The organism is Streptomyces sp. RK62, from assembly GCF_018070255.1.
Lineage (GTDB): Bacteria > Actinomycetota > Actinomycetes > Streptomycetales > Streptomycetaceae > Streptomyces > Streptomyces nigra.
The window spans coordinates 573,936-599,030 of sequence record NZ_JAGPYD010000001.1 but is presented as its reverse complement, the minus strand read 5'-3'; the positions used below and the strand labels follow the sequence as shown (position 1 = coordinate 599,030).

Sequence of the window (25,095 nt, the reverse complement as noted above, 5' to 3'; positions counted from 1 at the left end):
CGACGTGGGCCGTGCACGACAGGTCCGGCGGGGCCACACGCCCCGCCGGGCCGTGAGGAGTTGAACGTCATCATGACCGTTTCCGTGACCCTGCCGGCCCTCGGCGAGTCCGTCACCGAGGGGACCGTCACCCGCTGGCTGAAGCAGGTCGGTGACCGCGTCGAGGCCGACGAGCCCTTGCTGGAGGTGTCGACCGACAAGGTGGACACCGAGATCCCCTCCCCCGCGGGCGGCGTCCTGCTGGAGATCGTCGTCGCCGAGGACGAGACCGTCGAGGTGGGTGTCGTCCTCGGCGTCATCGGTGCGCCCGACACGGCCTCGGCAGCCCAGCCCGCGGCTCCGGCTCCGGCTCCGGCTCCGGCCGAGGCTCCGCAGGCCGCTCCGGGCCAGCCCCCCGCCGCATCCGTGCCCCGCGCACCCGCACCCGCACCCGCACCCGCCGTGCCCGTCGCACCGCCTGCCGCGTCCGCCCCTCCGGTTTCCCCCGCACCCTCGCCCACCTCTCCGGCCGACGTGTCCACGCTCCGCGGCCGCACGGTGCCGATGACCCGTATACGCCGAGCCATCGGCAACAACCTCAAGCGGGCGCTGCTGGAGCAGGCGCAGCTCACCTCCACGGTCGAGGCCGACGTCACCCGGCTGATGCGCCTGCGGAACCGGGCGAAGGACGGCTTCCTGGCCCGCGAGGGCCTCAAGCTCTCCCCGATGCCCTTCTTCGTCAAGGCGGCCGCTCAGGCGCTGAAGGCGCATCCGGTCGTCAACGCCAGGATCAACGAGGACGAGGGGACCGTCACCTACTTCGACACCGAGAACATCGGAATCGCCGTCGACACGGAGAACGGTCTGATGACCCCGGTCGTCAAGGCGGCCGGTGACCTCACCGTCCCCGGGCTCGCCCGGGCCGTCCACGACCTGGCGGACCGGGCCCGCAGCGGCCACCTCACCCCCGACGACGTGTCGGGCGCGACCTTCACCCTCTCCAACACCGGTTCGCGCGGTGCGCTGTTCGACACCGTCATCGTGCCGCCGAACCAGGCGGCGATCCTCGGCGTGGGCGCCACGGTCAGGCGGCCCGGGGTCGTGCGCAGCGGCGATGAGGAGGTCATCGGCATCCGGGACCTGGTGCATCTGTCGCTGTCGTACGACCACCGGCTGGTGGACGGGGCGGACGCGGCCCGCTACCTGACGTCGGTCAAGGCACTGCTGGAGTCGGCGGCGTTCGAGGACGACCTGTATCCCGAGGCCGGGTGAGCAGAAGCCGGTGCGGGTCGCGCGACTCGCACCGGCCCCCTTCTGTCGCCGAGAGACGGCGGCGAACCCGGTGTCCGAGGCGCCCGTGCGGTCGTCACCCCCGGGGGACGGGCCGGCCGGGCGCCAGGTCGTGCACGGGGACCCAGGCGATGACGGCGCCGTCCTCCTCCGTGCGCCGTACCGGAGCGGGCGCGTGGCGCAGCATGGCGTCGATCCGCTCGTCGCCGGACCGGAAGAGGCCGTAGAGCGTCGTCCAGCCACCGGCGCGCGCGTGTTCGCCCAGGTGGTGGAGCAGGCGGGTACCGAGTCCGCGGCCCTGCCAGGAGTCCTCGACGAGCAGCGCCGCCTCCACGGCCGTGTGATCCGGCATCAGGTGACCCACGGCGAGGATGCGGCCGGTGGCGCCGAGGGCCGCCAGGTGTACCGATCCGGGACGGGACAGCAGAGTGGGCACATAGGTACGGGGGTCGGCCATCGCCCGGTGGTAGCGGCTCCACAGGGTCTGCGGCGAGCAGCGGCGGTGCATCGCCACGGTGCGGGCGAGATGGCCGGGGCCCACCCGGATGATCCGCGGTTCGCGGCGCATGAGTCCGTCCTGGGGTTCGGGGAAGGGCCGGCGGTGAACCGCCGGCCCTTCGAGTACCGGGTGCGCGGTCAGCGCACCGAGCGGGCGGCGTTCTCGATGACGCCGGTGACCTTTCCGGGCTGCGAGACGCTCACCGCGTGGGACGCACGCACCTGTGTGGTCGTGGCGCCGGCCCTCCGGGCCATGAACTCCTGTGCCGCGGCGGGGATGTTGCGGTCCTGGGTGGCGACCAGGACCCAGGAGGGGATGGTCTTCCAGGCCGGTTCGGCCGCTCCCTCAGCGAGGGCCGCCTCGGTGACCGGTCGCTGGGTGACGGTCATCAGGTCGGTCGTGTTGCGCGGCACGTCGGCGGCGAACTGCTGGCGGAACTTGTCGTTCTGGATGTAGAGGTCGGTGCCCCGGGAACCGTCGGCGTTCGTCACCGGCACGGGGCGCAGCGCCTCGCCGAGGGTGCTGCCCGGGAAGCGTGCGGCCAGATCACCCGCGCTCTCGCCCTTCTCGGGGAGGAAGGCGGCGAGGTAGACCAGCGCCTTGACGTTCTTGTTGCCGGTGGCGGCGTTGCTGATCACCGAACCGCCGTAGGAGTGACCGGCCAGGACGACGGGGCCGTCGATGCCGGCCAGGACGTCCTTGAGGTAGGCGGAGTCGCCGCTCAGAGAGCGCAGCGGGTTGGCGACGGCGACGACCGGGTAGCCGTCGTGCCGGAGCTTGTCGATGACGGCGTTCCAGCTCGTGGAGTCGGCGAAGGCACCGTGGACCAGGACGACGGTGGGCTTGGGACCCCGGTCGGTGGTGCCCTTGTCGGCGGAGGCCGGGGCGACGGTGGTGACGAGCAGGCCGGCGGCGACGCCGGCTCCGGCCAGGACGGTCATCGCCGTGCGAGTACGGCCGGCGCGGGGGATGAGGTTCATGTCGAATGCCTTTCGGGGCGGGATCGGTGCTCTCGCGGCGCCCAAGGGCTGCTCGCGGGGAAGGGCGGCCGCTCGGGCCGACGGGCGCGGGGCGCGGGGTGCGGACCGCCGGGTGGGCGGCCCGGACACGTCGGCCATACGTTGTGTCGCCTTTACACCCATGAGACCGGAGAGCCGTTGAAGGTGTGACATGTCGTGAAGATGGCCTCCGGCGGGGTGTGTTCGGGTTCAGGACCCGTGTCGACCGGTGATCTCCTCGTGTTCGGTCGCCGTGGGCTTGGGGACCTGCGTGCCGGGGCCGTAGAGGAAGACGCTGAGCCCGGTGCGCAGACGCCGGGTGCGACGGGGCACGGCACCGTCCCCGCCGCGCGCGGATGCCGCGTCCAGGGGCCGGTACTGCTCGTGCGCGGTCAACGTGTGCAGGCGCGCCCGGTCGAGGGGCTGGTGGACCTCGACGTACTCGCCGTGCGGCAGGCGCTTGATGACGCCGCTCTCGCGGCCGTGCAGCACCAGATCGCGGTCCCGGCGCTGCAGTCCCAGGGCCACGCGCTTGGTGACGACGAAGGCCAGGACCGGGACGGCGAAGAGACCGATGCGCACGGCCCAGGTCACGGCGTCGACCGAGACGTGCAGGCGGGTGGCGATGATGTCGTTGGCGGCGCCGATCAGGGCGACCGCGTAGACGCTGATCCACGCCACGCCCAGGGCGGTGCGTACCGGGCGGTTGCGGGGCCGGTCCAGCAGGTGCTGTTCACGGTCGTCGTCCGTGACCCAGGCCTCCAGGAACGGATAGGCGCCCATGGCCAGGAAGATCAGCACCCCGGCCAGCAGCGGCAGGAAGTTGTCCAGGGCCAGGGTGTGGCCCCAGAGGTCGATCTCCCAGCCGGGCATGACGCGCAGCAGTCCGTCGGCGACGCCCATGTACCAGTCGGGCTGGCTTCCGGCGGAGACCTGGTCGGGACGGAAGGGCCCGTAGTCCCAGACAGGGTTGATCTCGGCGACGGCGGCCATGAAGAAGATCACGCCGGCCACGAGGAAGAAGAAGCCGGCGGCCTTCACGGCGTACACCTTGGGTGAGAGACCGACGACATTGTCGCGGGTACGGCCGGGTCCGGGGTACTGCGTGTGGCGGTGCCGCACGGCCAGCGCCACGTGGGCGACGATCAGGGCGACCATGAGGGCGGGGATGACCAAAACGTGCAGGGTGTTGAAGCGGGCGATCAGGTCGTCGCCGGGGAACTCGCCGCCGAAGAGGAAGAACGACAGATACGTCCCGACGACGGGGATCGACAGGATCGTGCCGTTCACCACCTGGAGGCCGGTGCCGGACAGCAGGTCGCCCGGCAGGTCGTAGCCGGTCAGCCCCCCGAACATCGCGAGGACGAGCAGCCCGAACCCCAACACCCAGTTCAGTTCGCGCGGTTTGCGGAACGCGCCCGTGAAGAAGACCCGCAGCAGGTGGACGAGGAGGGCCGCGACGAAGACCAGAGCCGCCCAGTGGTGGGCCTGGCGGACGAGCAGGCCGCCGCGGACGTCGAAGGAGATGTGCAGGGTCGAGTCGAAGGCCTCCGACACCAACTGCCCGCGCAGGGGCGCATAGCCGCCCTGGTGGACCACGAGGTCGGAGGAGGGGTGGAAGTAGAAGCTCAGATAAACGCCGGTGATCAGGAGGATCACGAAGCTGTAGAGCGCGATCTCTCCGAGCAGGAACGACCAGTGGTCGGGGAAGACCAGGCGCCGGGCGGAGCGCGCGACACGGCGGTGGCCCAGCCGGCTGTCGGCCCATCGGGCGAGCCTGTCCCCCGTGCGCTTCTGCTCCGGCTCCACCGGCCGGCTGTCGTGGCCCATCTCTTCACCCTTCGTTTCTGCGTCACCCGCGGCTCACCGGCGCGGCGGCGGTGTGCTCCGTGCTGGGACACGGCACTGGCGCGGCGCGAGGGGTGCCGGCCGTGCGGCCGTGGCGGGTGTGGTGGCGCCCCTGCGGACCGCCCGACCGGGCGAGCGTCCGGCTGACGTATGGCCCGACGAATCCGACTCGTCCGGCCCGGCGCTGTTCGGCGTGATTCGTGTACGGCTGTCATCGACCTGACCGATGAGAGGGCGTGGGTGTGACATGCGCTGCGCCTGCGCGCACGGCATCGGCGGGACCGCCCGGCGATGTGCCCAGCGGGGCGGGGTCTCAGCGGGACACGACGTTCTCCAGCTCCTCACCTGCGGCGAAACGGCTCAACTGGCGTCGGAGGAGCTGTTCCAGACGGGGCCACAGGGACGACGTGAACGCGCCGACGTGCGGCGTGATCAGCACGCCGGGTGCCGTCCGCAGCGGATGTTCCGGCGGAAGCGGCTCTGGATCGGTCACGTCGAGCGCGGCCCGCAACCGGCCCTCGTGGGTCTCCTTCAGCAGGGCGTCGGTGTCGACGACGGCCCCGCGTGCCACGTTGACGAGCAGGGCTCCGTCCTTCATGCCGGCCAGCATGCCCGCGTCGAAAAGCCGACGGGTCCGCGGTGTCAGCGGAGTGGAGAGGACGACGACATCGGCGTCGGCCACGAGCTCGGGCAGGCGTGCGCCGGAACACACGGGCCCCCGGGGTGCGTCCCGGCCGGCGCCGGCGACACGGGTCACCGCGCATCCGAACGGCACCAGCAGTTCCTCCAGCGCGGAGCCGACGGCGCCGTAGCCGACGATCAGCACGGACCGCCCGTACAGGGACGGGAAGACCCTGGGAATCCACGCCCCGCCCTGCTGAGCGCGGGCCGACTCCGGTATGCCCCGAAGTGAGGCGAGGATGAGGGCCAGGGCCAGTTCGGCCGTGCCCGGAGCGGGGACTGCGCCCGCGTTGCACAAGGTCACGGCGCGTGGGACGCGGTCCAGCTGGGCGCGCAGTTCGTCCGTGCCGGAACTGAGGGCCTGCACCGCGCGCAGACGTGTCATGAGGGGCAGAGGTCTGCCGATGACATCGATGTCCTTGGTCAGCGGCGGAGCGTAGAACTCAACCTCCGCCGGGTCCGACGGGAAGGCCGAACGGCCGTCCCAGCGGGCGTACTCCAGTCCAGGTATGGCAGGTCGGTGAGATCGGTGAGCTGTGCGGGCAGCCATACCTGCGGGGTTCTCACGGTCATGACGGCGTGTTCTGCTTTCCCTCCGGGTTCAGCGAGTCGGAACCAGAGAACTGACTGCGTGTGCCACGCACCTGTGACAGCCCACCCCCCGTGACGGGCGTCACCGCGAGCCGACCAGGTCGGCCACAGGCGGGGCCCGGCTGTCACATGCCCGGCTCACACGTTGTCTAGCTGGACATGCATCCCGTCATCACCGGAGCACCGCTGTCCCGGCCGGACTCGGACTCCTACGCCGTCACCGCTGAGTTCTACGACATTCTTCAGGCAGACCAGGACGCGGCACGGGTCCGCGAGCTCTACGGCCCGCATGTCGCGCGGGCCCGTCTGGGTGTGCTGGACATCGGTGCCGGGACCGGGCGGGTCACGCTGATGAGCCTGGCCGAGTCGACGGTCGCCGTGCACGCGGTGGAGCCCGCACGAGCCATGCGCACGGCCCTGCTCACCCGCCTCGCCACCCTGCCCGCGCGTCAGCGCGAGCGGGTGACCGTGCACCCGTACGCCCTGGACGAGGCGGCGCTGAACGCGGCCGCGGACGTGGCCGTGTGCCACAACACGATCGCCTGTCTCCCACCGGCCGCGCGGGACGCGCTGTGGCCGGCGATCCACGCGGCCCTGACCCCCGGGGGAACCCTCTTCCTGGAGCCGCCGCCCGCTCTGCTGCCCCCTCGCGACGTCGTGCGCCGCCTGCCGGAGCAGCGGGTGGGCGCGCACGTGTACGGCGGACGCATGGCGATGTCCGCGGCGGGATACCGCATCCACACCCGCGTCGACTACTGGGTGCGCAGCGGACGGCATGTGCTCCGGGAGCACACGGAGTCGTTCTGGATGTGGCCCGCCTCCCGCGCCCGGATCGTCGACGACCTGGTACGGCACGGCTTCGTCCCGCTGACGGGCCACGACGATCCGCGTGTTCTGGCCGTGACACGGCTGCCCGAGCGGCGGTGTCACACCGTATGCCGTAACCCGGTCTGAGTGGTGGCCGGACCACTCGGTCCGGCGTGTGCCCCTCACAGACTGGGACAGGACCTCATGCCGCGTGTGAAAACGTTCGTGATCGTCGGAGGCGGCCTGGCCGCCGGGAAGGCTGCGGAGGAACTGCGCGAGCACGGCCACGACGGACCGCTCCTCGTCATCGGCGACGAGCGGGAACGGCCCTACATCCGACCGCCGTTGTCCAAGGGCTATCTGCTCGGCAAGGAGGACCGCGAGTCCATCCACGTGCATCCCGAGAGCTGGTACCGGGAACACGACGTCGATCTGCTCCTGGGCACGAACGTGACGTCCGTCGACGCGCGTGACCGGGCGGTGACCCTGGACGACGGCCGTCGGGTGCCCTATGCGGCCCTGCTCCTGGCCACCGGTTCCTCCCCGCGCCGCCTGTCGGTGCCGGGCGCGGACCTGGACGGCGTGCTCTACCTGCGGCGCGTGGGTGACAGCGAGCGCCTGAAGGCGGCGTTCACCGAAGGTGCGCGGATCGCGGTGGTCGGCGGTGGCTGGATCGGGCTGGAGACGGCGGCTGCGGCCCGGGCGGCCGGCGCGGAGGTGACCGTGCTGGAGCGCGGGGAGCTGCCCCTGCTGAAGGTCCTGGGTCGGGAGGCGGCCGAGGTCTTCGCCGCTCTGCACCGGGCACACGGTGTGGATCTGCGCCCCCACACCCGGATCGAGGCCGTGACCGGCGCCGGGGGCCGCGTCGACGGGGTCCGGCTCGCCGACGGCACCCGCCTGCCCGCGGACGCCGTCGTCGTGGGCGTGGGCGTCACGCCCAACGTCCGCCTCGCCGAGGAGGCGGGGCTCGACGTGCGCGACGGCATCGTGACGGACGCCCGCCTGCGGACCTCCGCCGCCGGTGTCCACGCCGCCGGTGACGTCGCCAACGCCTACCACCCCCGGCTCCGCCGGCACCTGCGGGTGGAGCACTGGGCCAACGCGCTGCATCAGCCCCGTACGGCCGCGCTGGGCATGCTCGGCCACGACGCGGTGTACGACCGGCTGCCGTACTTCTACACCGACCAGTACGACCTCGGCATGGAGTACACCGGGTACGCCGAACCGGGCGGCTACGACCGCGTCGTCTTCCGCGGCTCGCGGGAGGAACGGCGGTTCCTCGCGTTCTGGATGGCCGGCGACCGGGTGCTCGCGGGGATGAGCGTCAACGTGTGGGACGCGATCGGGACGGTCCGCGCCCTGATCGAGTCGGGCGCCCGGGTGGACGACGCCGTACTGGCCGATCCCTCGGTCCCGCTGGAGAGCCTGCCGGCCGCGCAGGCGCGACCGGCGGGGGACCGTACATGACCGGCACGGCTCCCGCACCGCTGCACCCGATGCCGGCCGACTGGCGGCGGGCCTTGGCGGTGGTGGCCCACCCCGACGACCTCGAGTACGGGTGTTCAGCGGCCGTGGCCTCCTGGGTGGCCGACGGCCGGCAGGTCACCTATCTGCTCGCCACCCGCGGTGAGGCCGGCCTCGACACCCTGGATCCCGGTCGGGCCGGCCCCCTGCGCGAGGCGGAACAGCGGGCCGCCGCCGCGGCGGTCGGTGTCCGTGGGGTGGAGTTCCTCGACCACCGGGACGGTGTGATCGAGTACGGCACCTCCCTGCGCCGCGACATCGCCGCCGCCGTACGCCGTCACCGACCTGAGCTGATGATCACTCTCAACCACCGGGACACGTGGGCCGCCGGAACCTGGAACACCCCGGATCACGTCGCGGTGGGACGCGCCGTCCTGGACGCGGCGGCGGACGCGGGCAACCGCTGGATCTTTCCCGAACTCACCGAACAGGGGCTGCGGCCCTGGGACGGCGTCCGCTGGGTGGCCGTCGCCAACTCGCCGACGCCGACGCACGCGGTGTCCGCCGAGGCAGGCTTCGAACAGGGGGTCCAGTCCCTGCTGCGGCACCGGACCTACCTCGAAGCCCTGACCGAGGAGGACCCCGAGACGTACGCTCGCCGCTTCCTGGGCGAGAGCACCGGCGTCCACCGCGCCCGGTTCGCCGGCACACCCGCCGTCGCCTTCGAACTGTTCAGCCGATGACCGGGCGCCCGCGTACCCTGCGCGCCGCTCGTCACCGTACCCGTCACCACCCCCGCCAGCCGCACGGGCCCGTGCCGAGGAAGGACCGATCATGACGTACGACTCCCCCACCGTCCTGGACGCCGGACCGTTCGACGGTGTCGATCCGGACGAGTTCGTGCGCGCGGCCGTGCACTGGCACTTCGCCCCGGAGACCGGCTCCCGCTACTGGCTCGACCGGGCCGAACGGCTCGCCTTCGATCCGCTGCGGGACGTCGAGGGCGTGGACGACCTGGCGCTCTTCCCCGATCTGACCGACGAGCTGCGCCACGTCCCGGTGGCCGACCTGATCCCCCGGGGGTACGGCGGCGACCCCCGGCTGGTCAACGTCTTCGACAGCGGAGGGACGACCGGGGAGCCCAAGCGGGTCGTCCAGCTGGAGGACTGGATGCGGCACAGCACCGCACAGGTCGACGGGCGTCTGCGGGAACACGGCCTGCCCGAGGGCACCCAGTGGCTGACCGTGGCACCGACCGGCCCGCATCTGGTGGGGGACGTGCTGCAGCGGGCCGCGGCGTCCCTCGGCGGCCCGGGACTGGGCATCGACATGGATCCCCGGTGGGTCAGGAAGCTGATCGCCGCAGGCCGCGACGACGAGGCCGAGGCCTACACCGACCACCTCGTCGAACAGTGCCGGCGGATCCTGCTGACCCAGGACATCGGTGTCCTGGCCGCCACCACGCCTCTGCTGGAGCGCTTCGCCCGCGAGGACGACCTCCTGGAACGGATCAACGGTTCGGCCCGGGCGATCGTCTGGGGCGGCACCCACATGGACCCCGACACCCGTCACCTGCTGGCCACGGAGGTCTTCCCCGAAGTGCCGCTCATCGGCATGTACGGCAACACCATGATGCTCACCGCACTGGTCGAACGCGCCGGTCCCGACGCCTCGCAGCCCTGCGTCTTCGACCCGGTGTCGCCGTACGTGTTCCTCTCGGTCGTCGACCCCGCCACCGGGGAACGCGTCGGAGTCGGCGAGCGCGGCCAGGTGATCGTCAGTCATGTCAGCAAGTCGATGCTCATCCCCCACAACGCCGAGCGCGACACCGCCGTGCGCGTGCGGCCTTCGGAAGGTCAGGCGGGGGACGCCGTGGCGGACGTGGCGCCGGTGTCCAGGGTGAAGGGCGAGACCGTGATCGAGGGCGTGTACTGATGGCCTACGACGCGGCGCCGCTGTACCTGGACGCCCTGGGCCCCCGCGGCCCCTACCGCACCCGTGCACCGGAGATCGTGACGGATGTGTCCGGTGCCGAGGTGGCGCGACTGAGCCTGGTCCCGCCGGTGTACGTCGACCGGGCGCTGGCCGCGCTGCGCAAGGCCGGGCCGGTGCCGCCGGCCGGCCTGGACGCGCTGCTGGAGGCGGCCGGGGAGGAGTTCGCCAACGGTACGGTCGGCGGGCTGGGCGTACGCGAGTACGAGTACCTGGTCAGCAGGACCTCCGGTACCCCGCTGTCCGTGGTGCGCGACGCCACACGGGGCACGGCGAGGTTCGTCAGCCGCGCCCGTGCCTCCGCCGAGCAGGGCAGGCCGCTCGGAACGGTCCGGGACCGCCGGGCCCCTTCCCTCGGGGCCGGGCACGCCGTGTGGGCCCGCCGGGGCGAGGTGTTCGCCGTCAACGCCTCCGGCAATCATCCCGGGGTCCACCGGCTGTGGGTGGAGGCACTGGCCCTGGGCTACCGCGTCGCCGTCCGGCCGTCGCGGCGCGAGCCGTTCACCCCGCACCGTCTGGTCGGCGCGCTGCACCGCGCGGGCGTCGGCGAGGACCGACTGGCGCTGCTGCCCACGGACCACCTGACCGCGCGGACGCTGATCCGTGGTGCCGACCGTGCGGTGGTGTACGGCGGTGACGAGGTCGTCTCCCGTCACGCCCACGATGCCCGCGTGCTCCCCCAGGGTCCCGGCCGGACGAAGATCCTCGTCACGGCGGACACGGACTGGCGGGAGCACCTGGACATGATCGTCGCCTCCGTCGCCGACGAGGCCGGCACCGCGTGCGTCAACGCCACCGCCGTCCTCGTCGAGGGCGACCCGGCACCGCTGGCCGAGGCCCTCGCGGCTCGCCTGTCCCAACTGCCGGGTCTGCCGCCGCAGGACAGCCGGGCGGTGCTCCCGGTGTGCCCACTGGACCGGGCCCGGGCCCTCGACTCCTATCTGAGGTCGGTGGCGGCGGGGTCCCTGGCCTGGCTCGGTGGTGACGGCATCGTCGACGACCTGGGGGACGGCAGTGCCGTCCTGCGGCCGGCCGTCCACCAGGTCGGCGACGCCGGTGCCCCGCAGGTCGGCGCCGAACTCCCCTTCCCCTGTGTGTGGGTGGCGCCCTGGAGCCGTTCGGACGGCATCGCCCCGCTGCGGGGCACACTCGTGCTCTCCGTCCTCTCCAGGGACCGTGCCCTGCTCGACGCGTTGGTGGCGGAACCCACCATCGCCAATGTGTACGTCGGGGACCACCCGACGTACTGGATGGCTCCGGGAGTGCCCCACGACGGGTACCTGTCGGACTTCCTGATGCGCGGCAAGGCCGTGGTCGGGGCCGAGTGACGACCGTCAGTGGGGCAGCAGCAGCATCACGGCCGTCCCCAGCGACGTCGCGCCGTCGCGCACGTGCCCGTACGGGTCCGTGGCGGCGGCGCGGTGCGCGGTGTCCGTGGCGGTCCGCAACGCGGGCATCGGGCGTGTCAACGACCGTACGGCGCAGCCGAGGAGACAGACCGCCAGTACGGCGGTGACCAGGGTCGCCGTCGTCGGGGTGGCCGCGGCATGACCGTGGGGCGCGGTGGGGTGCGCCGACAGGGCGCCCGCGGCCAGGGTCTCGGGAATGTCGGCGGCGCCGTGCCTCGACATCCAGGCCATCGCCGCCATGCCGGCGGCGGGCGGCAGACGGTCGGCGAGGTCCGCGGCCGTACCCGCCGCATCCGGACGGCGGCCCGGACGGCCGAGGTGCCGGAAGGCGGTCAGCGGGAACCACAGCGCGGCGGCGGTGAACAGCAGCGCCATGCCGCGGCCGGACAGGGGCCGGCCGAGACTCCAGGGCATGGCCGCCATGGCCGCCGCCATGGCGAAGTGCAGGAGGAGGTCCACCCGATCACGGCGACCCGCACGCCGTGACCGGACACCGTGCCAGAGCACATGCAGGGCCACGACGGTGAACAACAGCGTCAGCATGCCGTGCACGGCGTCGAGAGCCGGCGTCCTGTCCGACACGGTGTACTCCTCCTGGTCCACGACACTTCGCCGACCTGACCGGGTGCGCGATCGATCCGTGACAGTGTCTGGAAGGGAACACCATTTCGGGGAGTGAGGCGTTGCCACGGTGTGCCACCGGTGGGGTGGAGGGGGCCGTGTGTGCACCCCTCCACCCACGCGCCCGCAGAGGGCCGCTTGTAGCATGGGGTGCACGAGGCCAGAAGGGATGTTCCATGCACGCTGGCGCCCCACCAGGCACGCTTGATCAGGCGACGGAGGACTTTCTCTCTGCGCGCCCGCAACTCTTCGGCATCGCGTACCGGGTCCTGGGCAGCGCGGCGGAGGCCGAGGAGATCGTCCAGGAGACCTGGCTGCGGTGGCAGAGCACCGACCGTTCGAAGGTACGGGAACCGGCCGCCTTCCTGACCACGGTGGCCACGAGACTGGCGATCAATGTGGCCCAGTCCGCGCGGGCGCGCCGGGAGTCCTACGTGGGGCCCTGGCTGCCCGAGCCCGTCGACACCACGCAGGATCCGCACCTGGGCGCGGAGCGGGCCGAGGCCCTGGAGATGGCGGTTCTCCTGCTGCTGGAGAAGCTGAACCCCGTGGAGCGCGCGGCCTACGTGCTCCGGGAGGCGTTCGACTACCCCTACGGACGGATCGCCGAGATCCTGGAGACCAGCGAGGCCAACTCCCGTCAACTGGTGAGCCGGGGGCGCAAGCACCTGGCCGCCGAACGCAAGGAAACCGTGACGCCGACGGCCCACCGGCGACTGTTGGAGGTCTTCCTCTCCGCGGCGCGGACGGGCAATTTGTCGGTCCTGGAGGACGTGCTCACCGCCGACGTCGTCAGCTACACGGACGGCAACGGGATCCGCGGCGCGTCGAGGATCCCGGTCATCGGGCGGCCCCATGTCTCGCACTACCTCGTGGCCTTCGCTCCGCGCTTCTGGCCGCAGTCGCGGGTCCGGTGGGTCGAGGCGAACGGCCGGCCGGCCGTTCTGGTCCTCTCCGGCGAGGAGGCCGTCGCCCTGCTGAGCGCCGACATCTCGACGGACGGCATCGACCGGCTCATGTGGGTGATGAACCCGGCCAAGCTGGCGCCCTACGTGGCCTCTCTGCACGACTGACCTGGTGTCGGCGGTTCCCGGCCGCCGGCCGGGCCGGCGTCACAGGAGCGGTCGCTCGTCGGTCATCCAGTAGTCCCGGACGCCTGTCGGGACCGCGCACCACGACGACACCGGAGTCATGCAGTGACCGAGCGGATCCAGTTGCCCACCCTGTCGACCGAGAAGGATTTCGACGGGGAGGAGTTCTCACCCATCTACACCACCACGGTGACCGTGCACGGTGGTGCGGCTTCGCACGGGCGGGCCTCCGGCCACGCACGCTCGGCCGACGGGGCCCTGGACCTGGATCTGCGGATGCCGGCCGAGCTGGGGGGTGACGGCCGGGGGACGAACCCCGAGCAGCTCTTCGCGGCCGGTTTCGCCGCGTGCTTCCACGGCGCGTTGAGTCTGCTCGCGCGGCAGGAGGCGCTGGACCCCGCGGCGATCTCCGTCGTGGCGACCGTCGCCTTCGGCCGGGACCCGGCGGACGGCGGCTACCTTCTGCACGTCGATCTGGTGGTGCGGTGGCCCGGTGTCGATCCCGGGACGGCCGGTGAGCTGATCGAGAAGGCCGACGCGCTGTGTCCCTACGCCCGCATGGCGTGGAGAGGAACGCCCACCACCATCACACTCGCCTCCTGACCTGGCACGCGCGGTGGCGGCCGCCGTTCAGAGGGGGAACCACAGGTCCGCGTCGGCCGCTTCCTCCTTGGCGACGGTGAAGACGCTGATCTCCTTCTTGTGCACGGCGTTCTGCGGGGGCAGTGCCGCGACCACCGGGTGATCGCCGACCGCGTCACACCGTTCGCCCGGCGGGCAGGCGGCCTCCTCGAAGTACTCCGCGTTGACGGCGAGGTAATGGGCCCAGTGCTCCGGCAGGTCGTGCTCGTGGAAGATGGCCTCCACGGGGCAGACGGGCTCACACGCGTGGCAGTCGACGCACTCCTGCGGGTTGATGTAGAGGGTGCGGGCACCCTCGTAGATGCAGTCCACAGGGCACTCGGTGACACAGGCCCGGTCCATGATGTCGACGCACGGCTGTGCGATGACGTACGTCATCCGTCTTCCCCTCTTCGGCCGGCGGACATCTCCCGGCGCCTGCTCGCGCGGTTGTCGGGTTGTCCGGTTGACCGGGGACCCCGGCATGGTGTGACACGGGCGCTGCCGTGTCACAAACCGCGGCCTGGCGCGGTCCTAGTCAGTGACCACCCAGAGCGACGGGAGCAAGCGTGCCTCTCACCGAACAACGTCTTTCCACCACCGTGCTGGTGATCGGTACCGGCGGGTCCGGCCTGCGGGCGGCGATCGAGCTGGCCGAGGCCGGCGTCGACGTCATCGCGGTCGGCAAGCGTCCCAAGGAGGACACCCACACCTCCCTGGCCGCGGGCGGCATCAACGCGGCCCTCTCCACGATGGACCCCGAGGACACCTGGCAGCAGCACGCCGCGGACACTCTCAAGGAGAGCTATCTGCTCGGGGACCCCCGTACGGCGGAGATCGTCACCCGGGGCGCCGCCCTGGGCATCGACGACCTGGAGCGGTACGGCATGGCCTTCGCCCGGGAAGAGGACGGCCGCATCTCGCAGCGCTTCTTCGGCGCCCACACGTTCCGCCGTACCGCCTTCGCCGGGGACTACACCGGCCTGGAGATCCAGCGCACCCTGATCCGGCGCGCGAATCAGCTGGACATACCGGTGCTCGACAGCGTGTACATCACGCGTCTCCTGGTCCACGACGGTGCCGTCTTCGGGGCCTACGGCTTCGACCTCACCGACGGCACCCGCCACCTCGTCCACGCGGACGCCGTGATCCTCGCGGCCGGCGGGCACACGCGCATCTGGCGGCGCACCTCGTCGCGCCGGGACGAGAACACCGGCGACTCCTTCCGCCTGGCCGTCGACGCCGGGGCCCGCCTGCGCGATCCCGAGCTGGTCCAGTTCCACCCGTCCGGCATCATCGAACCGGAGAACGCCGCGGGCACCCTGGTCAGCGAGGCCGCCCGCGGTGAGGGCGGCATCCTGCGCAACGCCCTCGGCGAGCGGTACATGGACCGCTACGACCCCGAGCGCATGGAACTGTCCACCCGCGACCGCGTGGCGCTCGCCTCGTACACCGAGATCAAGGAAGGTCGGGGCACCGCGAACGGCGGGGTCTGGCTCGACGTCTCGCACCTGCCCCGCCAGACGATCATGAACCGGCTGCCCCGGGTCTACCAGACGCTGCTCGACCTCCAGATGCTCGACATCACCCGGGAACCCATCGAGGTGGCGCCCACAGCGCACTATTCGATGGGCGGCGTCTGGGTCCGTCCCGAGGACCACAGCACCGACGTACGCGGCCTGTACGCCATCGGGGAGGCCGCCAGCGGCCTGCACGGCGCCAACCGCCTCGGCGGCAACAGCCTGATCGAACTCCTCGTCTACGGCCGCATCACCGGCCAGGCCGCGGCGGCCTACTCGGAGTCACTCACCGCGCAGCCCCGATCCGCGGCCGCCGTGGCCGAGGCGCGTGCCGAGGTCGACGAGATGCTCGCCGCGGACGGGCCCGAGAACGTCCGGGCGCTCCAGCGCGCGATCCGCAACACCATGACCGAGCACGCCGGTGTCGTCCGGGACGAACAGGGTCTGCGCACCGGCCTTGCCGAGCTGGACGCCATCGAGAAGCGCATGCGGGACGTCGGCGTCCACCCCGACATCGCCGGCTTCCAGGACCTCGCCCACGCTTTCGACCTCAAGTCGGCCGCCCTGGCGGCCCGCGCCACGCTCGAAGCCGCCCTGGAACGCCGGGAGACCCGTGGCTGTCACAACCGCAGCGACTTCCCCGACACGGATCCCGCGTTCCGCGTGAACCTGGTCTGGTCTCCGACGACCGGGATCACCCACGAACGCATTCCCGCCGTCCCGGACGAGATCGCGTCCCTCATGGGGGAGGTCTCCACCGAGGGAAAGCTCGTCGAGTGACAGTTTTCCGATCACCGGAAAAGCCAGGGCGTCGTCAACACGGCTGACACACCGGAAAGACCGAAAAGGCAGCTCCCTTGTCACACAAGAAGCGAGCACCCGGTCTTATCTGCGTCAGGCGACATCGCATATTTCCCGCGAAAGGATATTCACATGAAGGTCGTAGTCATCGGCGGTACCGGGCTGATCGGCTCCAAGCTGGTCGCCAAGCTCAACGAGCACGGTCACGAGGCCGTGCCCGCCGCTCCCAACACCGGTGTGAACACGCTCACCGGCGAGGGACTCGCCGAGGTGCTGACCGGCGCCTCGGTCGTGGTCGACGTCTCCAACTCCCCCTCCTTCGAGGACGACGCCGTCATGGAGTTCTTCCGCACCTCCACCACCAACCTCCTGAAGGCGGAGGCGAACGCCGGAGTGACCCACCATGTGGCGCTCTCCGTGGTCGGCACGGAGCGGCTCCAGGAGAGCGGCTACTTCCGCGCCAAGCAGATGCAGGAGGGCCTGATCAAGGACTCGGGCATCCCCTACTCGATCGTGCACGCCACGCAGTTCTTCGAGTTCATGAAGGGCATCGCCGAGGCGGCGACCGACGGTGACACCGTCCGGCTGGCCCCGGTCAAGATCCGGCCCGTCTTCTCGGACGACGTCGCCGCCGCCGTCGGCCGCACGGCGGTCGGCACCCCCGTGGGCGGGGTGGTCGAGGTCGCCGGCCCCGAGGAGTTCCAGCTCGACGAGTTGATCCGCAAGGGGCTGGCCGCCAAGAAGGACCCGCGCCAGGTCGTGACCGACGTGCACGCCCCGTACTTCGGTGCGGAACTGCAGGAGACCACGCTGCTCCCCGGTCCGGACGCGCACATCGCCGAGACCCGGTTCGCCGACTGGCTCGCGCAGCAGCAGCGCTGAGCCAGGGGACGGCGGGTCCTGTGACGGAGGCCCGCCACCCACCTCAAGGGGCCTGTCGTCCGCACCGCGGCGCGGCGGGCCCTTTTCGTTCACCTCCACCAAGGAAGCAGACCCACCATGCTGACAAGACGCGACAGAGCCACTTCCCCCTCTCTCGGTGCGCACCCGGCCGTGACCGGGGCCTACACCATCGACCCGCTCCACAGCACGATCGGCTTCTCCGTCCGGCACGCCATGATCACCAATGTCCGGGGCCGGTTCGACCGCTTCGAGGGCCTTCTCCTGCTCGACGGCTCCGACCCGTCCCGTTCCAAGGCCTACGTGAGCGTCCAGACCGACAGCCTGGACACGGGCGTGGCGGACCGCGACGCGCACCTGGCGGGGCCCGACTTCTTCGACTCCGCGACGTTCCCCCTGATGGCCTTCCACTCCACGGGCATCACCCCGCTCGGCGACGACGAGTTCCGCCTCTCGGGAGGCCTGCGCATCAAGGACGTCGAGCTGCCCCTGGACATCGACGTCGTCTTCGGCGGGTCCGGTGACGACGCCTCCGGCCATCACCGGGTCGGCTTCGCGGGCACCGCCACCCTGCGACGTTCGGACTGGGGGCTGGCCTGGAACACACCGCTCGACACGGGGGGTGTGTTCATCGGCGACAAGGTGACCCTGACCCTGGACATCTCGGCCGTACGGTCCGAGCAGGAAGCGGCGGACACCGCGGCCTGACCGGATGCCGATGCGGGTGGGCGGGGACGATTGGAAGATCGTCCCCGCCCACCCGCATCGGCATCCGGCCCGCTCAGGCAGCGCTCCTCGTGGCATGCGATCCCCGCACCTCGCGCCGCCGCAGGGCACGGCGCTCCCCTTCCGTGGTGCCTCCCCAGATGCCCTCGACCGGCCCGGCGGCGACGGCCCATGCCAGACACTGCCGGGTGACGGGGCAATGACGGCAGACGGCCTTCGCCTCGTCCGTCTGCACCGTCACCGGCCCACTGCCGGCATTGCCGACCGGGAAGAAGAGATCGGGGTCTTCGGTCAGGCAGAGGCCCCTTACACGCCAGTCCATGGAATGTCTCCTGTATGAGGAACGGATACCGATCGGGGAGTGACGCGGCGCGTGGGGGAACGCCGCATCAATGCGGGTCGGGCAAAGTCTCTTTTCACTGGAAGACCGGACGGTCGGCACGGATGTGACATTCCCCCGGACCAGAGCCCGCCGCGACGCGACCGTCTCCGAACACGGGCGGCCGACCGGTCCGGAAGGCCCGCCGAAGTACCCCGCACAAAGGTGTTACGAAACGACGGTGCCGCCGGTCATTCGGGGTGAAGGAGAGCACAGCGCCCCGCCGATCCCTCGGTACGCCGGGCCAGCGCTCCGGCGGCGGCGACGAAAAGTCGAGCGACCGTCTCCGCACATACCGGCAACAGAACGGAGACCCGGGATCATGCATCCAGAGGCGACCCCCGTGGAAGGCGACCTGAGTGAGGCCGTCTCCGTCTTCGTGGCGCTCCGGCCCCGTCTGTTCGGCATCGCCTACCGCGTGCTGGGCAGTGCGGTGGAGGCCGAGGACGTCGTGCAGGAGGTGTGGCTGCGTTGGCAGCGGACCGACCGCGCCGTCGTGATCAGCCCCGTCGCGTTCCTGTCGAGCACCACCACCCGGCTGGCCATCAACGTGGCCCAGTCGGCCCGGGTCCGCCGCGAGACCTACATCGGTCCGTGGCTCCCGGAGCCCGTCGACACCAGCAACGACCCGGAGGTCGGCGCCGAGCGGGCGGAGGCGCTGGAACTGGCCCTCCTCCTGGTGCTGCAGAAGCTCTCCCCGACCGAGCGCGCCGCCTACGTCCTGAGGGAGGCGTTCGACTACGCCTACCCCGAGATCGCGCGCATCCTGGGGCTCACCCCCGTCAACGTACGCAAGATCGTGAGCCGGGCGCGCAAACACCTCGCCGACGACCAGCGGGACAGCGTCGACGCCACCGAGCACCGGACGCTGCTCCACGCCTTCGTCGCCGCCGCCCAGCAGGGCGACGTCGCCGGCCTGGAATCACTGCTCACCCCGAACGCGGTCAGCCTGTCCGACGGCAACGGCATCCGGGGAGCGGCTCGGCTGCCCGTCCTGGGCCGTGCGCGCGTGGCGAACCTGTCCACGGCGCACCCGCGGTTCTGGCCCACGGTCGAGGCCGAACCGGTCGAGGCCAACGGACGGGGTGGCGTTCTGCTCCACAGGGACGGCCGGCCCGCCACCTTCATGACGGTCGCGGCCACGCCGCGTGGCATTCACCAGGTGATGTGGGTCTTCAATCCGGCCAAGATCGCCGCCTTCCTGGACTCCCGCTCCCGTCACCGCTCCGCAGCCGCCCTCTGCGTCTGAGCGCACCCCCGGACGCGGGCGGGGCGCGGGCCCCGGCACGTCAGGGGCGGGGGCGGTTCCACGAGCGCAGCTTGTCGGGATTGAGCACGGCCCAGACCTGGACGACTCGTGAGCCGGCCACGTCGAGGCAGACCACGGCCGCGACCCGGCCGTCGTACCGGGCGACGAGACCGGTGCGCCCGTTGACCGCTCCGGTGTGCAGGGTGGTGCGGGGGTGGCGGGCCAGCAGCGTCCTGAGACTCCGGGCGACCCGTGGGCCGCCGACGACAGGGCGGGTCAGTGCACGGACCTTGCCTCCGCCGTCGTAGAACGCGACAGCGTCGGGGTGCAGCAAATCGGTCAGACGGTCCGCGTCCCCGTCGACGCACGCCTGCCGTACGGCGTCGACCACGTCGGCCTGTACGCCCGACGACGCGGGGCGCGCGGTCCTGGCGCGGAGACTGTGCCGGGCTCGGCCCGACGGCTCGAGGTCCGCCGGTCCCCGCCGTCCGCGGGCGGCCTGTTCCGCGGTGGTCGCGGATCCTCCGGCCACATCGCCGAAGACGTCGTCGATCACGAGTGCGGCTCGCTCGGCGGGTGTCGACGTGTCCGACGCCCCTGAGAGGCCCAGCCGTGCCATGGCGATGCTCCCCACGGCTCGCGTCAGCCAGGCCCGCGGCGCCCCTATGCGGCCCCGCTGCTGCTCGGAGAGCCTGTACCACTCCCCGTACGCCTCGTCGGTGACGTGCTCGGCGGTGGCGCCGTCGCCCAGCATCCAGTGCGCGACGTCCCGCAGATGCCGCCGCTCGTCGAGCAGCTCCCCGATCTGCATGGTGTCCGCGACTGGTTCCATACCGTCTCCGTCTCCTGGACGTCCCGTTCGCCTGAACGCGGTCGCCGCATCGCCCCCCACCGCCACGTTACCCGCGGCACCGCGACGGCCGCATCCATGTCCCGGGGCCTGCGCGAGCGATTCCGCCGCGCCTACGCCGCAGAACACACTTTCACGCGGTCACACTGTCTGACGTTGCGTCCGAGGCACATGAGTGTGCATCAGCGGACGGGCCTGCCATGCCGGCCTTCTACCCATGGCCGCCTCCTCCACACCCCTTTCGGACCCTGGAGTCGCTCAGTCGCCTCCAGGTGGTCCCGGCGTCAGCGGCAGGTCCCTGGCACGGCACACCCCCGGCGACGCCGCCGACCCCGGTTGCACACCGCGGTGACCCGCGAGCTCACACAGGGCTGTCACAGCGCTCGGCACTGCTCGGTCAATGCGATGTCGGCGGTTCACACGCCGACGGCACCAGCCGAGGAAGGACGAGGGATGTCCCCCAGCACCGACCGGCAGACCGATCCCGCCGCCGTCACCGCCTCACTGGCGGCGGAGGCCGCATTGCTCGAAGGGCGGCTGAGCCAGCTCCGAGAGGCGATCCACTCGGTGGACGCACGCATCGACGCGCTCTCCGAGACACTGAGGCGACTGCAGCGTCCGGCGACCGGGTCCACCGGTGTCGAGACGCCCGCGGGATAGCGGGGCGGGTCGGTGGCGCGGCACGACCCACACGGTGTTCGCGACGTCACCGGCCCCGCCGCGCTCTTCGCCCGACGCGGGCCCCTCCCCATACCGTGCGGGTATCCTGCCCCCGGTGCCGGGCCGAGTGTCGGAGCCCTGCATCGGGCGGCCCCGCCGGATCAGGGGTGAGAACGAGAGGAACGCATGGTCTCCGTGACCCCTACGGCTCGCAACATCGAGATCACCGCCGAGGGCCTGCAGGAGGACCTGGCGCGGCTGAAGATCCAGAAGCAGGCACTGGAGCGGGAACTGGCCGCGGTCACCGCTCACCTCGACTCCGTGTCGCGGGCCCTCGTCGCCCTTCAAGCTCTCATGCCCGAGTCTGCTCCCGCGTCCGCGGCGGCCCGTCCGGCCGGCGACGTCGCGGGGGTGCCGGCGACAGCGGCACCGACGCCTGTGCCGGCCGCCGACAAGGCGGAGGACGGCGCCGATGAGGGAACCCGGGGGGAGGACGTCCAGGGTCCCGGCACCGGTGACACCGACGGCGCGAAGGCGTACGGCAAACTCACCGAACAGATCCTGGCCTACTTCGCGGAAGCCGGGAACACCGACGTCCGTGCCAGGGACGTGGCGTCCGCACTGGGCCGCGACACCGACAGCGGCAGCATCAACGCCGTGCGGAGCACACTGGACCGCCTGGTCGGCCAGTCCCGCGTCCGCCGTGTGGGCCGCGGCCTGTACCGCGCGGCCAAGCGCTGAGCCGCCCCGCCACGTCCTCGCGGTCGCAGAGGTCTACGGGGTCCCGGTCCTGTCCACCGCCGGCGTCCGCGCACTCTCGATCCGCCGCGGGTCACCGCTGGAGACGAAGGCCTCCCTCGGTTGCTGGACCGACGCGAGGGAGATGACGTCGCGGCCGAAGAAGGCGGCGGTCGCCCACACGGCGAAGACCCGTGCCTTGCGCTCCCAGCTCGGTACGGCCAACAGGTGATAGCCGCGGTGCATCAGCCAGGCCGGGAATCCCTTGACGACCAGACGCCGGTACTGGAAGATGCCCCGGCCCAGCCCGAGTGTCGCCACCACGCCGAGACTGTGGTGCACATAGTTCCTGGCTGGCCGGCCGCGCAGTGACGCCATGATGTTCTTCGCCAGCAACTTGCCCTGACGGACGGCGTGCTGGGCGTTCGGCACCGTACGGGCGTCCGGTCGGCCCGCGGCGAGATCGGGTACGGAGGCGTCGTCGCCGGCCGCCCATACGTCCGCCACGACCTCGCTCTCCGTCCCGACCCGGAGATCCGCGCGCACCTGCAGCAGGCCCCGCGCGTCGACCGGGAGGTCGGTGTGGTTGTGGACGATCGGATTGGCCGCGTTGCCGGCCGTCCACACGAGCAGACCCGAGTCGTACTCCGATCCGTCCGACAGCACCACGCGGCCGCCGTCCGCGGAGACGAGTTGCGTGTTCAGATGCACCCGCGCACCCCGCTTCTCCAGCGAGCGCACCACCCACTCCCCCGGCCGCTCGGTGACCTCGGGCAGGATGCGGCCCCGTGCTTCGACCAGGTGGAAGGCGATCTCCTCCGCCCCGATCTCCGGATAGTGCTTGAGCAACGCGGACGCCAGGCTCAGCAGTTCACCGAATCCCTCCACTCCGGAGAAGCCTCCGCCGACGACGGTGACGGTCAGCAGCCGACGGCGTTCGGGCCCGTGGGGCAGGATCGCCGCGCGGTCGAAAGAGGTGAGCAGCCGGTCGCGGATCGCGACGGCCTCCTCGACGTGCTTGAGCCCGTACGCCTGGTCGCTCAGTCCCGGGATCGGGAAGGTGCGGGTGACGGCTCCGGCCGTCATCACCAGGATGTCGTAGTGGAGTTCGAACTCCGGCCCGGACTGCGGCCGCACCGTCACCGTGTGCGTACTGTTGCGGATCTCCGTCGCCGAGCCCGCGATCACACGGGTGCGGTGCAGGTGGCGCCGCAGCGACACCGCCGCATGACGTGCTTCCACCGATCCGGCGACCACCTCGGGCAGGAACGGCTGGTACGTCATGTAGGGGCGGGGGTCGACGACGGTGACCCGCGCCTCACCCCGCCGCAACTTCTTCTCCAGGCCCCACGCGGTGTAGAAACCCGCGTAACCGCCGCCCACGATCAAGATCTCACGCACGGTGTCCTCTGTTCCTCTTGGTTCCACCCTTGAAGACCGGACGGCACCGCGCCGTGTGACAGGACCGGCCCCGGTCCCGTCGTCCCACCTGCCCGTCAGGCGGCGTCCTGCGCGCTCCAGTGCTTCTCCAGGATCTCCGCGACCTCGGCCGGGCGCTGGAGCACCGTCCAGTGGTTGCAGTCCATCTCGATCACCTCACCGGAGCGCAGTGAGTCACCCAGCTTGCGCCCGAACTCGATCGGGCAGGCAGGGTCCTGCCTGCCCCAGAAGACGACGGACGGCGCGGACACCGCGGACAGGCCCGGCTCCCACTCCGTTCCCATGGTGAGCGCCGACCTGTACAGCCTGAGCACCGAGTCCTTCATCGGCTCGTCCACACGGCTCGCCATCTCCCTCGCCAGGTCAAGGGGCACGTCGAAGCCGGACGCCAGCTCCTGCGCGAAGAGCTCCGGACGCAGTTCGGCCATGTAACGGTCCCCCTGGTCCCGGTCCTGCCAGATCTTGGCCAGCGGATGCCAGACGTACCCGGCGTCGACCGGTCCGTTGCCTCCCGCCCAGGTGCGGACGAGATCGGGGCGCAGCGAGGCGACGCGGAGGGTGAGAATGCAGCCCCAGTCGTGCCCGACCAGGTCCACCGGCTCACCGACCCGCTCCAGACGCCGAATGAGCCAGTCGACATAGTCCTCCTTGGTGGAACCGAAGCCGGCCGGGCGGTCGGCACCGAAGCCGGGCAGGTCCCAGGTTTCGACGTCGGACCTGGTCAGGTGACGGCGCACACCGTCCCATACATGGTGGGTGTCGGGAACGCCGTGGATCAGGATCGCGGGCATGGTGGACTCCTTCGTCGGTGGACGAGGTCGCGTACGGTCGGCGACACTGCATGGTGTCACACTGTTGCATTCTCCTTGTGCCTCGCTCTCCGTCTCCCGCCCTCGCTTCCGTCCGCGTCGCCCAGGAGCCTCGCCGCCGACCGGGGCCCGTTGTCACACGCCAGGCGCTCGTGCGGTCTGCACTGCCGAGGCACGGCCATCCGACCGCGGTGGTGGCGATGGGGTGCCGGTAGAGGAAGGACACCGCATGGGTGGGGCCGACGACACCGCGCCGCTCGCGGAGTTGCTGGACGAGCGGCAGCATCTGATCGATGTCGCCCGCTGGATGCTGGGCGCGGGAGCCGCCGCCGAAGAGGCCGTCACCGACACCTACCGACGGTGGTACCGCCTGACCGACGACGAGCGGACCGGTATCGAGGATCCGCGTATCTGGCTGACCAAGAGCATGGGGTCCATTTGTCTGGCGCGCCTGTCCACGCCCGGGCGCCGACTGCCGGACCCGGACGATGGGGACGCCGGCCTCGAGCCCGGCCCGGCTCTGTCGGAAACGATCAGCGGCGTCCTGCTCGACGCTCTGGACGCCCTCTCCCCGGCCGAGCGGGCCGTCTTCGTGCTCAACGACGTCTTCGCCATGCCCCCTCCGACCGTCGCCGACATTGTCGGGCGGACCCCGCGGGAGTGTGCCCAGCTCGCTGATCGCGCCCGCAGCAGCCTGCGCGCCGACCGCGCGCATCCCACCCCTCCGCATCAGCACGACAGGATCGTCCGCGCCGTCCGGCAGGCCTGCGCACTCGACGACGCGGCACGTCTGGTGCCCCTGCTGTCCCGGGACGCGATCGCGTTCTTCGACGGCGGCGGCAAGATCCGTGCCCTGACCAGACCGGTCCACGGTGACCAGCACGTGGCCCGGGCCCTCCTCACCCTCCTCGTCCCCCGCTCACGCACCACGCTCCACCTCACTGCCGCCAACGGTCGCACCGCGATCGTCGTGCGCCATCACGAGCAGGTCGCCGCCGTCATCAGCTTCGACATCGCCGACCAGCGCGTCACACACGTCTGGGCCGTCCTCAACCCCGACAAGCTGCGCAGCTGGAACCGGCCCCACCCGCCCGCCGACGGGCACGGGCCGGTCCGGCACGGCTGAGGATGC

Annotated in this window: 23 protein-coding genes and 2 pseudogenes; 15 read left to right on the top strand and 10 right to left on the bottom strand. The window is 71.5% G+C overall.

The features are described from left to right. Positions 1 to 84 precede the first annotated feature (84 nt). Positions 85 to 1,251: pseudogene (locus KBY32_RS02620) on the top strand (2-oxo acid dehydrogenase subunit E2); the annotation flags it as partial. A gap of 94 nt (positions 1,252 to 1,345) precedes the next feature. Here KBY32_RS02620 and KBY32_RS02615 read toward each other — a convergent pair. The 4 genes and pseudogenes from KBY32_RS02615 to KBY32_RS02600 form a co-directional block, all read right to left on the bottom strand. Next, positions 1,346 to 1,837: a GNAT family N-acetyltransferase gene (locus KBY32_RS02615; RefSeq protein ID WP_210978677.1), complete on the bottom strand. Its 492-nt coding sequence runs from the start codon at positions 1,835 to 1,837 to the stop codon at positions 1,346 to 1,348. A gap of 68 nt (positions 1,838 to 1,905) precedes the next feature. After that, the gene (locus tag KBY32_RS02610; RefSeq protein WP_210978676.1) at positions 1,906 to 2,748 is read right to left on the bottom strand and encodes an alpha/beta fold hydrolase; all 843 of its coding nucleotides are present in this window, start codon (positions 2,746 to 2,748) and stop codon (positions 1,906 to 1,908) included. A gap of 228 nt (positions 2,749 to 2,976) precedes the next feature. Next, positions 2,977 to 4,596: a cytochrome bc complex cytochrome b subunit gene (locus KBY32_RS02605; protein WP_210978675.1), complete on the bottom strand. Its 1,620-nt coding sequence runs from the start codon at positions 4,594 to 4,596 to the stop codon at positions 2,977 to 2,979. Positions 4,597 to 4,927: 331 nt separating this feature from the next. Beyond that, a pseudogene (locus KBY32_RS02600) lies at positions 4,928 to 5,868 on the bottom strand (NAD(P)-dependent oxidoreductase). A 177-nt stretch (positions 5,869 to 6,045) separates the two neighbouring features. On the opposite strand from KBY32_RS02600, the gene KBY32_RS02595 reads away from it, so the two are divergent. The 5 genes from KBY32_RS02595 (at position 6,046) to KBY32_RS02575 (ending at position 11,477) form a co-directional block, all read left to right on the top strand. Beyond that, positions 6,046 to 6,840, top strand: coding sequence for a class I SAM-dependent methyltransferase (locus tag KBY32_RS02595; protein WP_210978674.1), 795 nt, complete (start codon positions 6,046 to 6,048; stop codon positions 6,838 to 6,840). 57 nt (positions 6,841 to 6,897) lie between these two features. Further along, positions 6,898 to 8,160 carry an NAD(P)/FAD-dependent oxidoreductase gene (locus tag KBY32_RS02590; protein WP_210978673.1) on the top strand — a complete coding sequence of 421 codons (1,263 nt, stop codon included), beginning with the start codon at positions 6,898 to 6,900 and terminating at the stop codon, positions 8,158 to 8,160. Then, entirely contained in the window at positions 8,157 to 8,900 is a 744-nt protein-coding gene (locus KBY32_RS02585) for a PIG-L deacetylase family protein (RefSeq protein WP_210978672.1), read from the top strand. Before KBY32_RS02590 ends, KBY32_RS02585 begins: the two co-directional genes overlap by 4 nt. Positions 8,901 to 8,991: 91 nt before the next feature. Then, the gene (locus KBY32_RS02580) at positions 8,992 to 10,092 is read left to right on the top strand and encodes a phenazine antibiotic biosynthesis protein (protein ID WP_210978671.1); all 1,101 of its coding nucleotides are present in this window, start codon (positions 8,992 to 8,994) and stop codon (positions 10,090 to 10,092) included. Next, positions 10,092 to 11,477, top strand: coding sequence for an aldehyde dehydrogenase family protein (locus KBY32_RS02575; protein ID WP_210978670.1), 1,386 nt, complete (start codon positions 10,092 to 10,094; stop codon positions 11,475 to 11,477). The genes KBY32_RS02580 and KBY32_RS02575 overlap by 1 nt, the downstream gene beginning before the upstream one ends. Before the next feature lie 6 nt (positions 11,478 to 11,483). On the opposite strand, the gene KBY32_RS02570 is transcribed toward KBY32_RS02575, so the two are convergent. Beyond that, positions 11,484 to 12,140 carry a DUF5134 domain-containing protein gene (locus KBY32_RS02570; protein ID WP_210978669.1) on the bottom strand — a complete coding sequence of 219 codons (657 nt, stop codon included), beginning with the start codon at positions 12,138 to 12,140 and terminating at the stop codon, positions 11,484 to 11,486. 215 nt (positions 12,141 to 12,355) lie between these two features. Between KBY32_RS02570 and KBY32_RS02565 the strand changes: the two genes are divergently transcribed. Both KBY32_RS02565 and KBY32_RS02560 read left to right on the top strand, forming a co-directional pair. After that, a complete protein-coding gene (locus tag KBY32_RS02565) occupies positions 12,356 to 13,252 on the top strand; it encodes an RNA polymerase sigma-70 factor (protein ID WP_210978668.1) in 897 nt (298 codons plus the stop codon). A 123-nt stretch (positions 13,253 to 13,375) separates the two neighbouring features. Continuing rightward, a complete protein-coding gene (locus KBY32_RS02560; protein WP_210978667.1) occupies positions 13,376 to 13,873 on the top strand; it encodes an Ohr family peroxiredoxin in 498 nt (165 codons plus the stop codon). A gap of 27 nt (positions 13,874 to 13,900) precedes the next feature. On the opposite strand, the gene fdxA is transcribed toward KBY32_RS02560, so the two are convergent. Continuing rightward, positions 13,901 to 14,290, bottom strand: a complete 390-nt coding sequence (gene fdxA / locus KBY32_RS02555) for a ferredoxin (protein WP_210978666.1) — start codon at positions 14,288 to 14,290, stop codon at positions 13,901 to 13,903. A gap of 170 nt (positions 14,291 to 14,460) precedes the next feature. Here fdxA and KBY32_RS02550 point away from each other — a divergent pair, with 170 nt between their 5' ends. The 3 genes from KBY32_RS02550 to KBY32_RS02540 all read left to right on the top strand — a co-directional run bounded on the left by KBY32_RS02550 (position 14,461) and on the right by KBY32_RS02540 (position 17,820). Further along, entirely contained in the window at positions 14,461 to 16,191 is a 1,731-nt protein-coding gene (locus KBY32_RS02550) for an FAD-dependent oxidoreductase (protein WP_210978665.1), read from the top strand. A 153-nt stretch (positions 16,192 to 16,344) separates the two neighbouring features. Then, positions 16,345 to 17,094, top strand: coding sequence for an SDR family oxidoreductase (locus KBY32_RS02545; RefSeq protein WP_210978664.1), 750 nt, complete (start codon positions 16,345 to 16,347; stop codon positions 17,092 to 17,094). 120 nt (positions 17,095 to 17,214) lie between these two features. Continuing rightward, positions 17,215 to 17,820 (top strand): YceI family protein, encoded by a 606-nt coding sequence (locus KBY32_RS02540; protein ID WP_210978877.1) that lies wholly within the window; start codon positions 17,215 to 17,217, stop codon positions 17,818 to 17,820. A gap of 73 nt (positions 17,821 to 17,893) precedes the next feature. Here KBY32_RS02540 and KBY32_RS02535 read toward each other — a convergent pair whose 3' ends face one another. Then, positions 17,894 to 18,160 carry a WhiB family transcriptional regulator gene (locus KBY32_RS02535; RefSeq protein ID WP_210978663.1) on the bottom strand — a complete coding sequence of 89 codons (267 nt, stop codon included), beginning with the start codon at positions 18,158 to 18,160 and terminating at the stop codon, positions 17,894 to 17,896. A gap of 379 nt (positions 18,161 to 18,539) precedes the next feature. Between KBY32_RS02535 and KBY32_RS02530 the strand changes: the two genes are divergently transcribed. After that, positions 18,540 to 19,466, top strand: coding sequence for an RNA polymerase sigma-70 factor (locus KBY32_RS02530; RefSeq protein WP_210978662.1), 927 nt, complete (start codon positions 18,540 to 18,542; stop codon positions 19,464 to 19,466). Between the two features lie 40 nt (positions 19,467 to 19,506). Here KBY32_RS02530 and KBY32_RS02525 read toward each other — a convergent pair whose 3' ends face one another. Then, a complete protein-coding gene (locus tag KBY32_RS02525) occupies positions 19,507 to 20,298 on the bottom strand; it encodes a sigma factor (protein ID WP_210978661.1) in 792 nt (263 codons plus the stop codon). Between the two features lie 471 nt (positions 20,299 to 20,769). Here KBY32_RS02525 and KBY32_RS02520 point away from each other — a divergent pair, with 471 nt between their 5' ends. Beyond that, the gene (locus KBY32_RS02520) at positions 20,770 to 20,976 is read left to right on the top strand and encodes a hypothetical protein (RefSeq protein WP_247688879.1); all 207 of its coding nucleotides are present in this window, start codon (positions 20,770 to 20,772) and stop codon (positions 20,974 to 20,976) included. A 186-nt stretch (positions 20,977 to 21,162) separates the two neighbouring features. After that, positions 21,163 to 21,717: a hypothetical protein gene (locus tag KBY32_RS02515; RefSeq protein WP_210978659.1), complete on the top strand. Its 555-nt coding sequence runs from the start codon at positions 21,163 to 21,165 to the stop codon at positions 21,715 to 21,717. Between the two features lie 33 nt (positions 21,718 to 21,750). On the opposite strand, the gene KBY32_RS02510 is transcribed toward KBY32_RS02515, so the two are convergent. Next, positions 21,751 to 23,115, bottom strand: a complete 1,365-nt coding sequence (locus tag KBY32_RS02510) for an NAD(P)/FAD-dependent oxidoreductase (RefSeq protein WP_210978658.1) — start codon at positions 23,113 to 23,115, stop codon at positions 21,751 to 21,753. 95 nt (positions 23,116 to 23,210) lie between these two features. Continuing rightward, positions 23,211 to 23,945, bottom strand: a complete 735-nt coding sequence (locus KBY32_RS02505) for an alpha/beta fold hydrolase (RefSeq protein WP_210978657.1) — start codon at positions 23,943 to 23,945, stop codon at positions 23,211 to 23,213. A 247-nt stretch (positions 23,946 to 24,192) separates the two neighbouring features. Here KBY32_RS02505 and KBY32_RS02500 point away from each other — a divergent pair, with 247 nt between their 5' ends. Continuing rightward, positions 24,193 to 25,089: a sigma factor-like helix-turn-helix DNA-binding protein gene (locus tag KBY32_RS02500; RefSeq protein ID WP_210978656.1), complete on the top strand. Its 897-nt coding sequence runs from the start codon at positions 24,193 to 24,195 to the stop codon at positions 25,087 to 25,089. Positions 25,090 to 25,095: the final 6 nt, after the last annotated feature.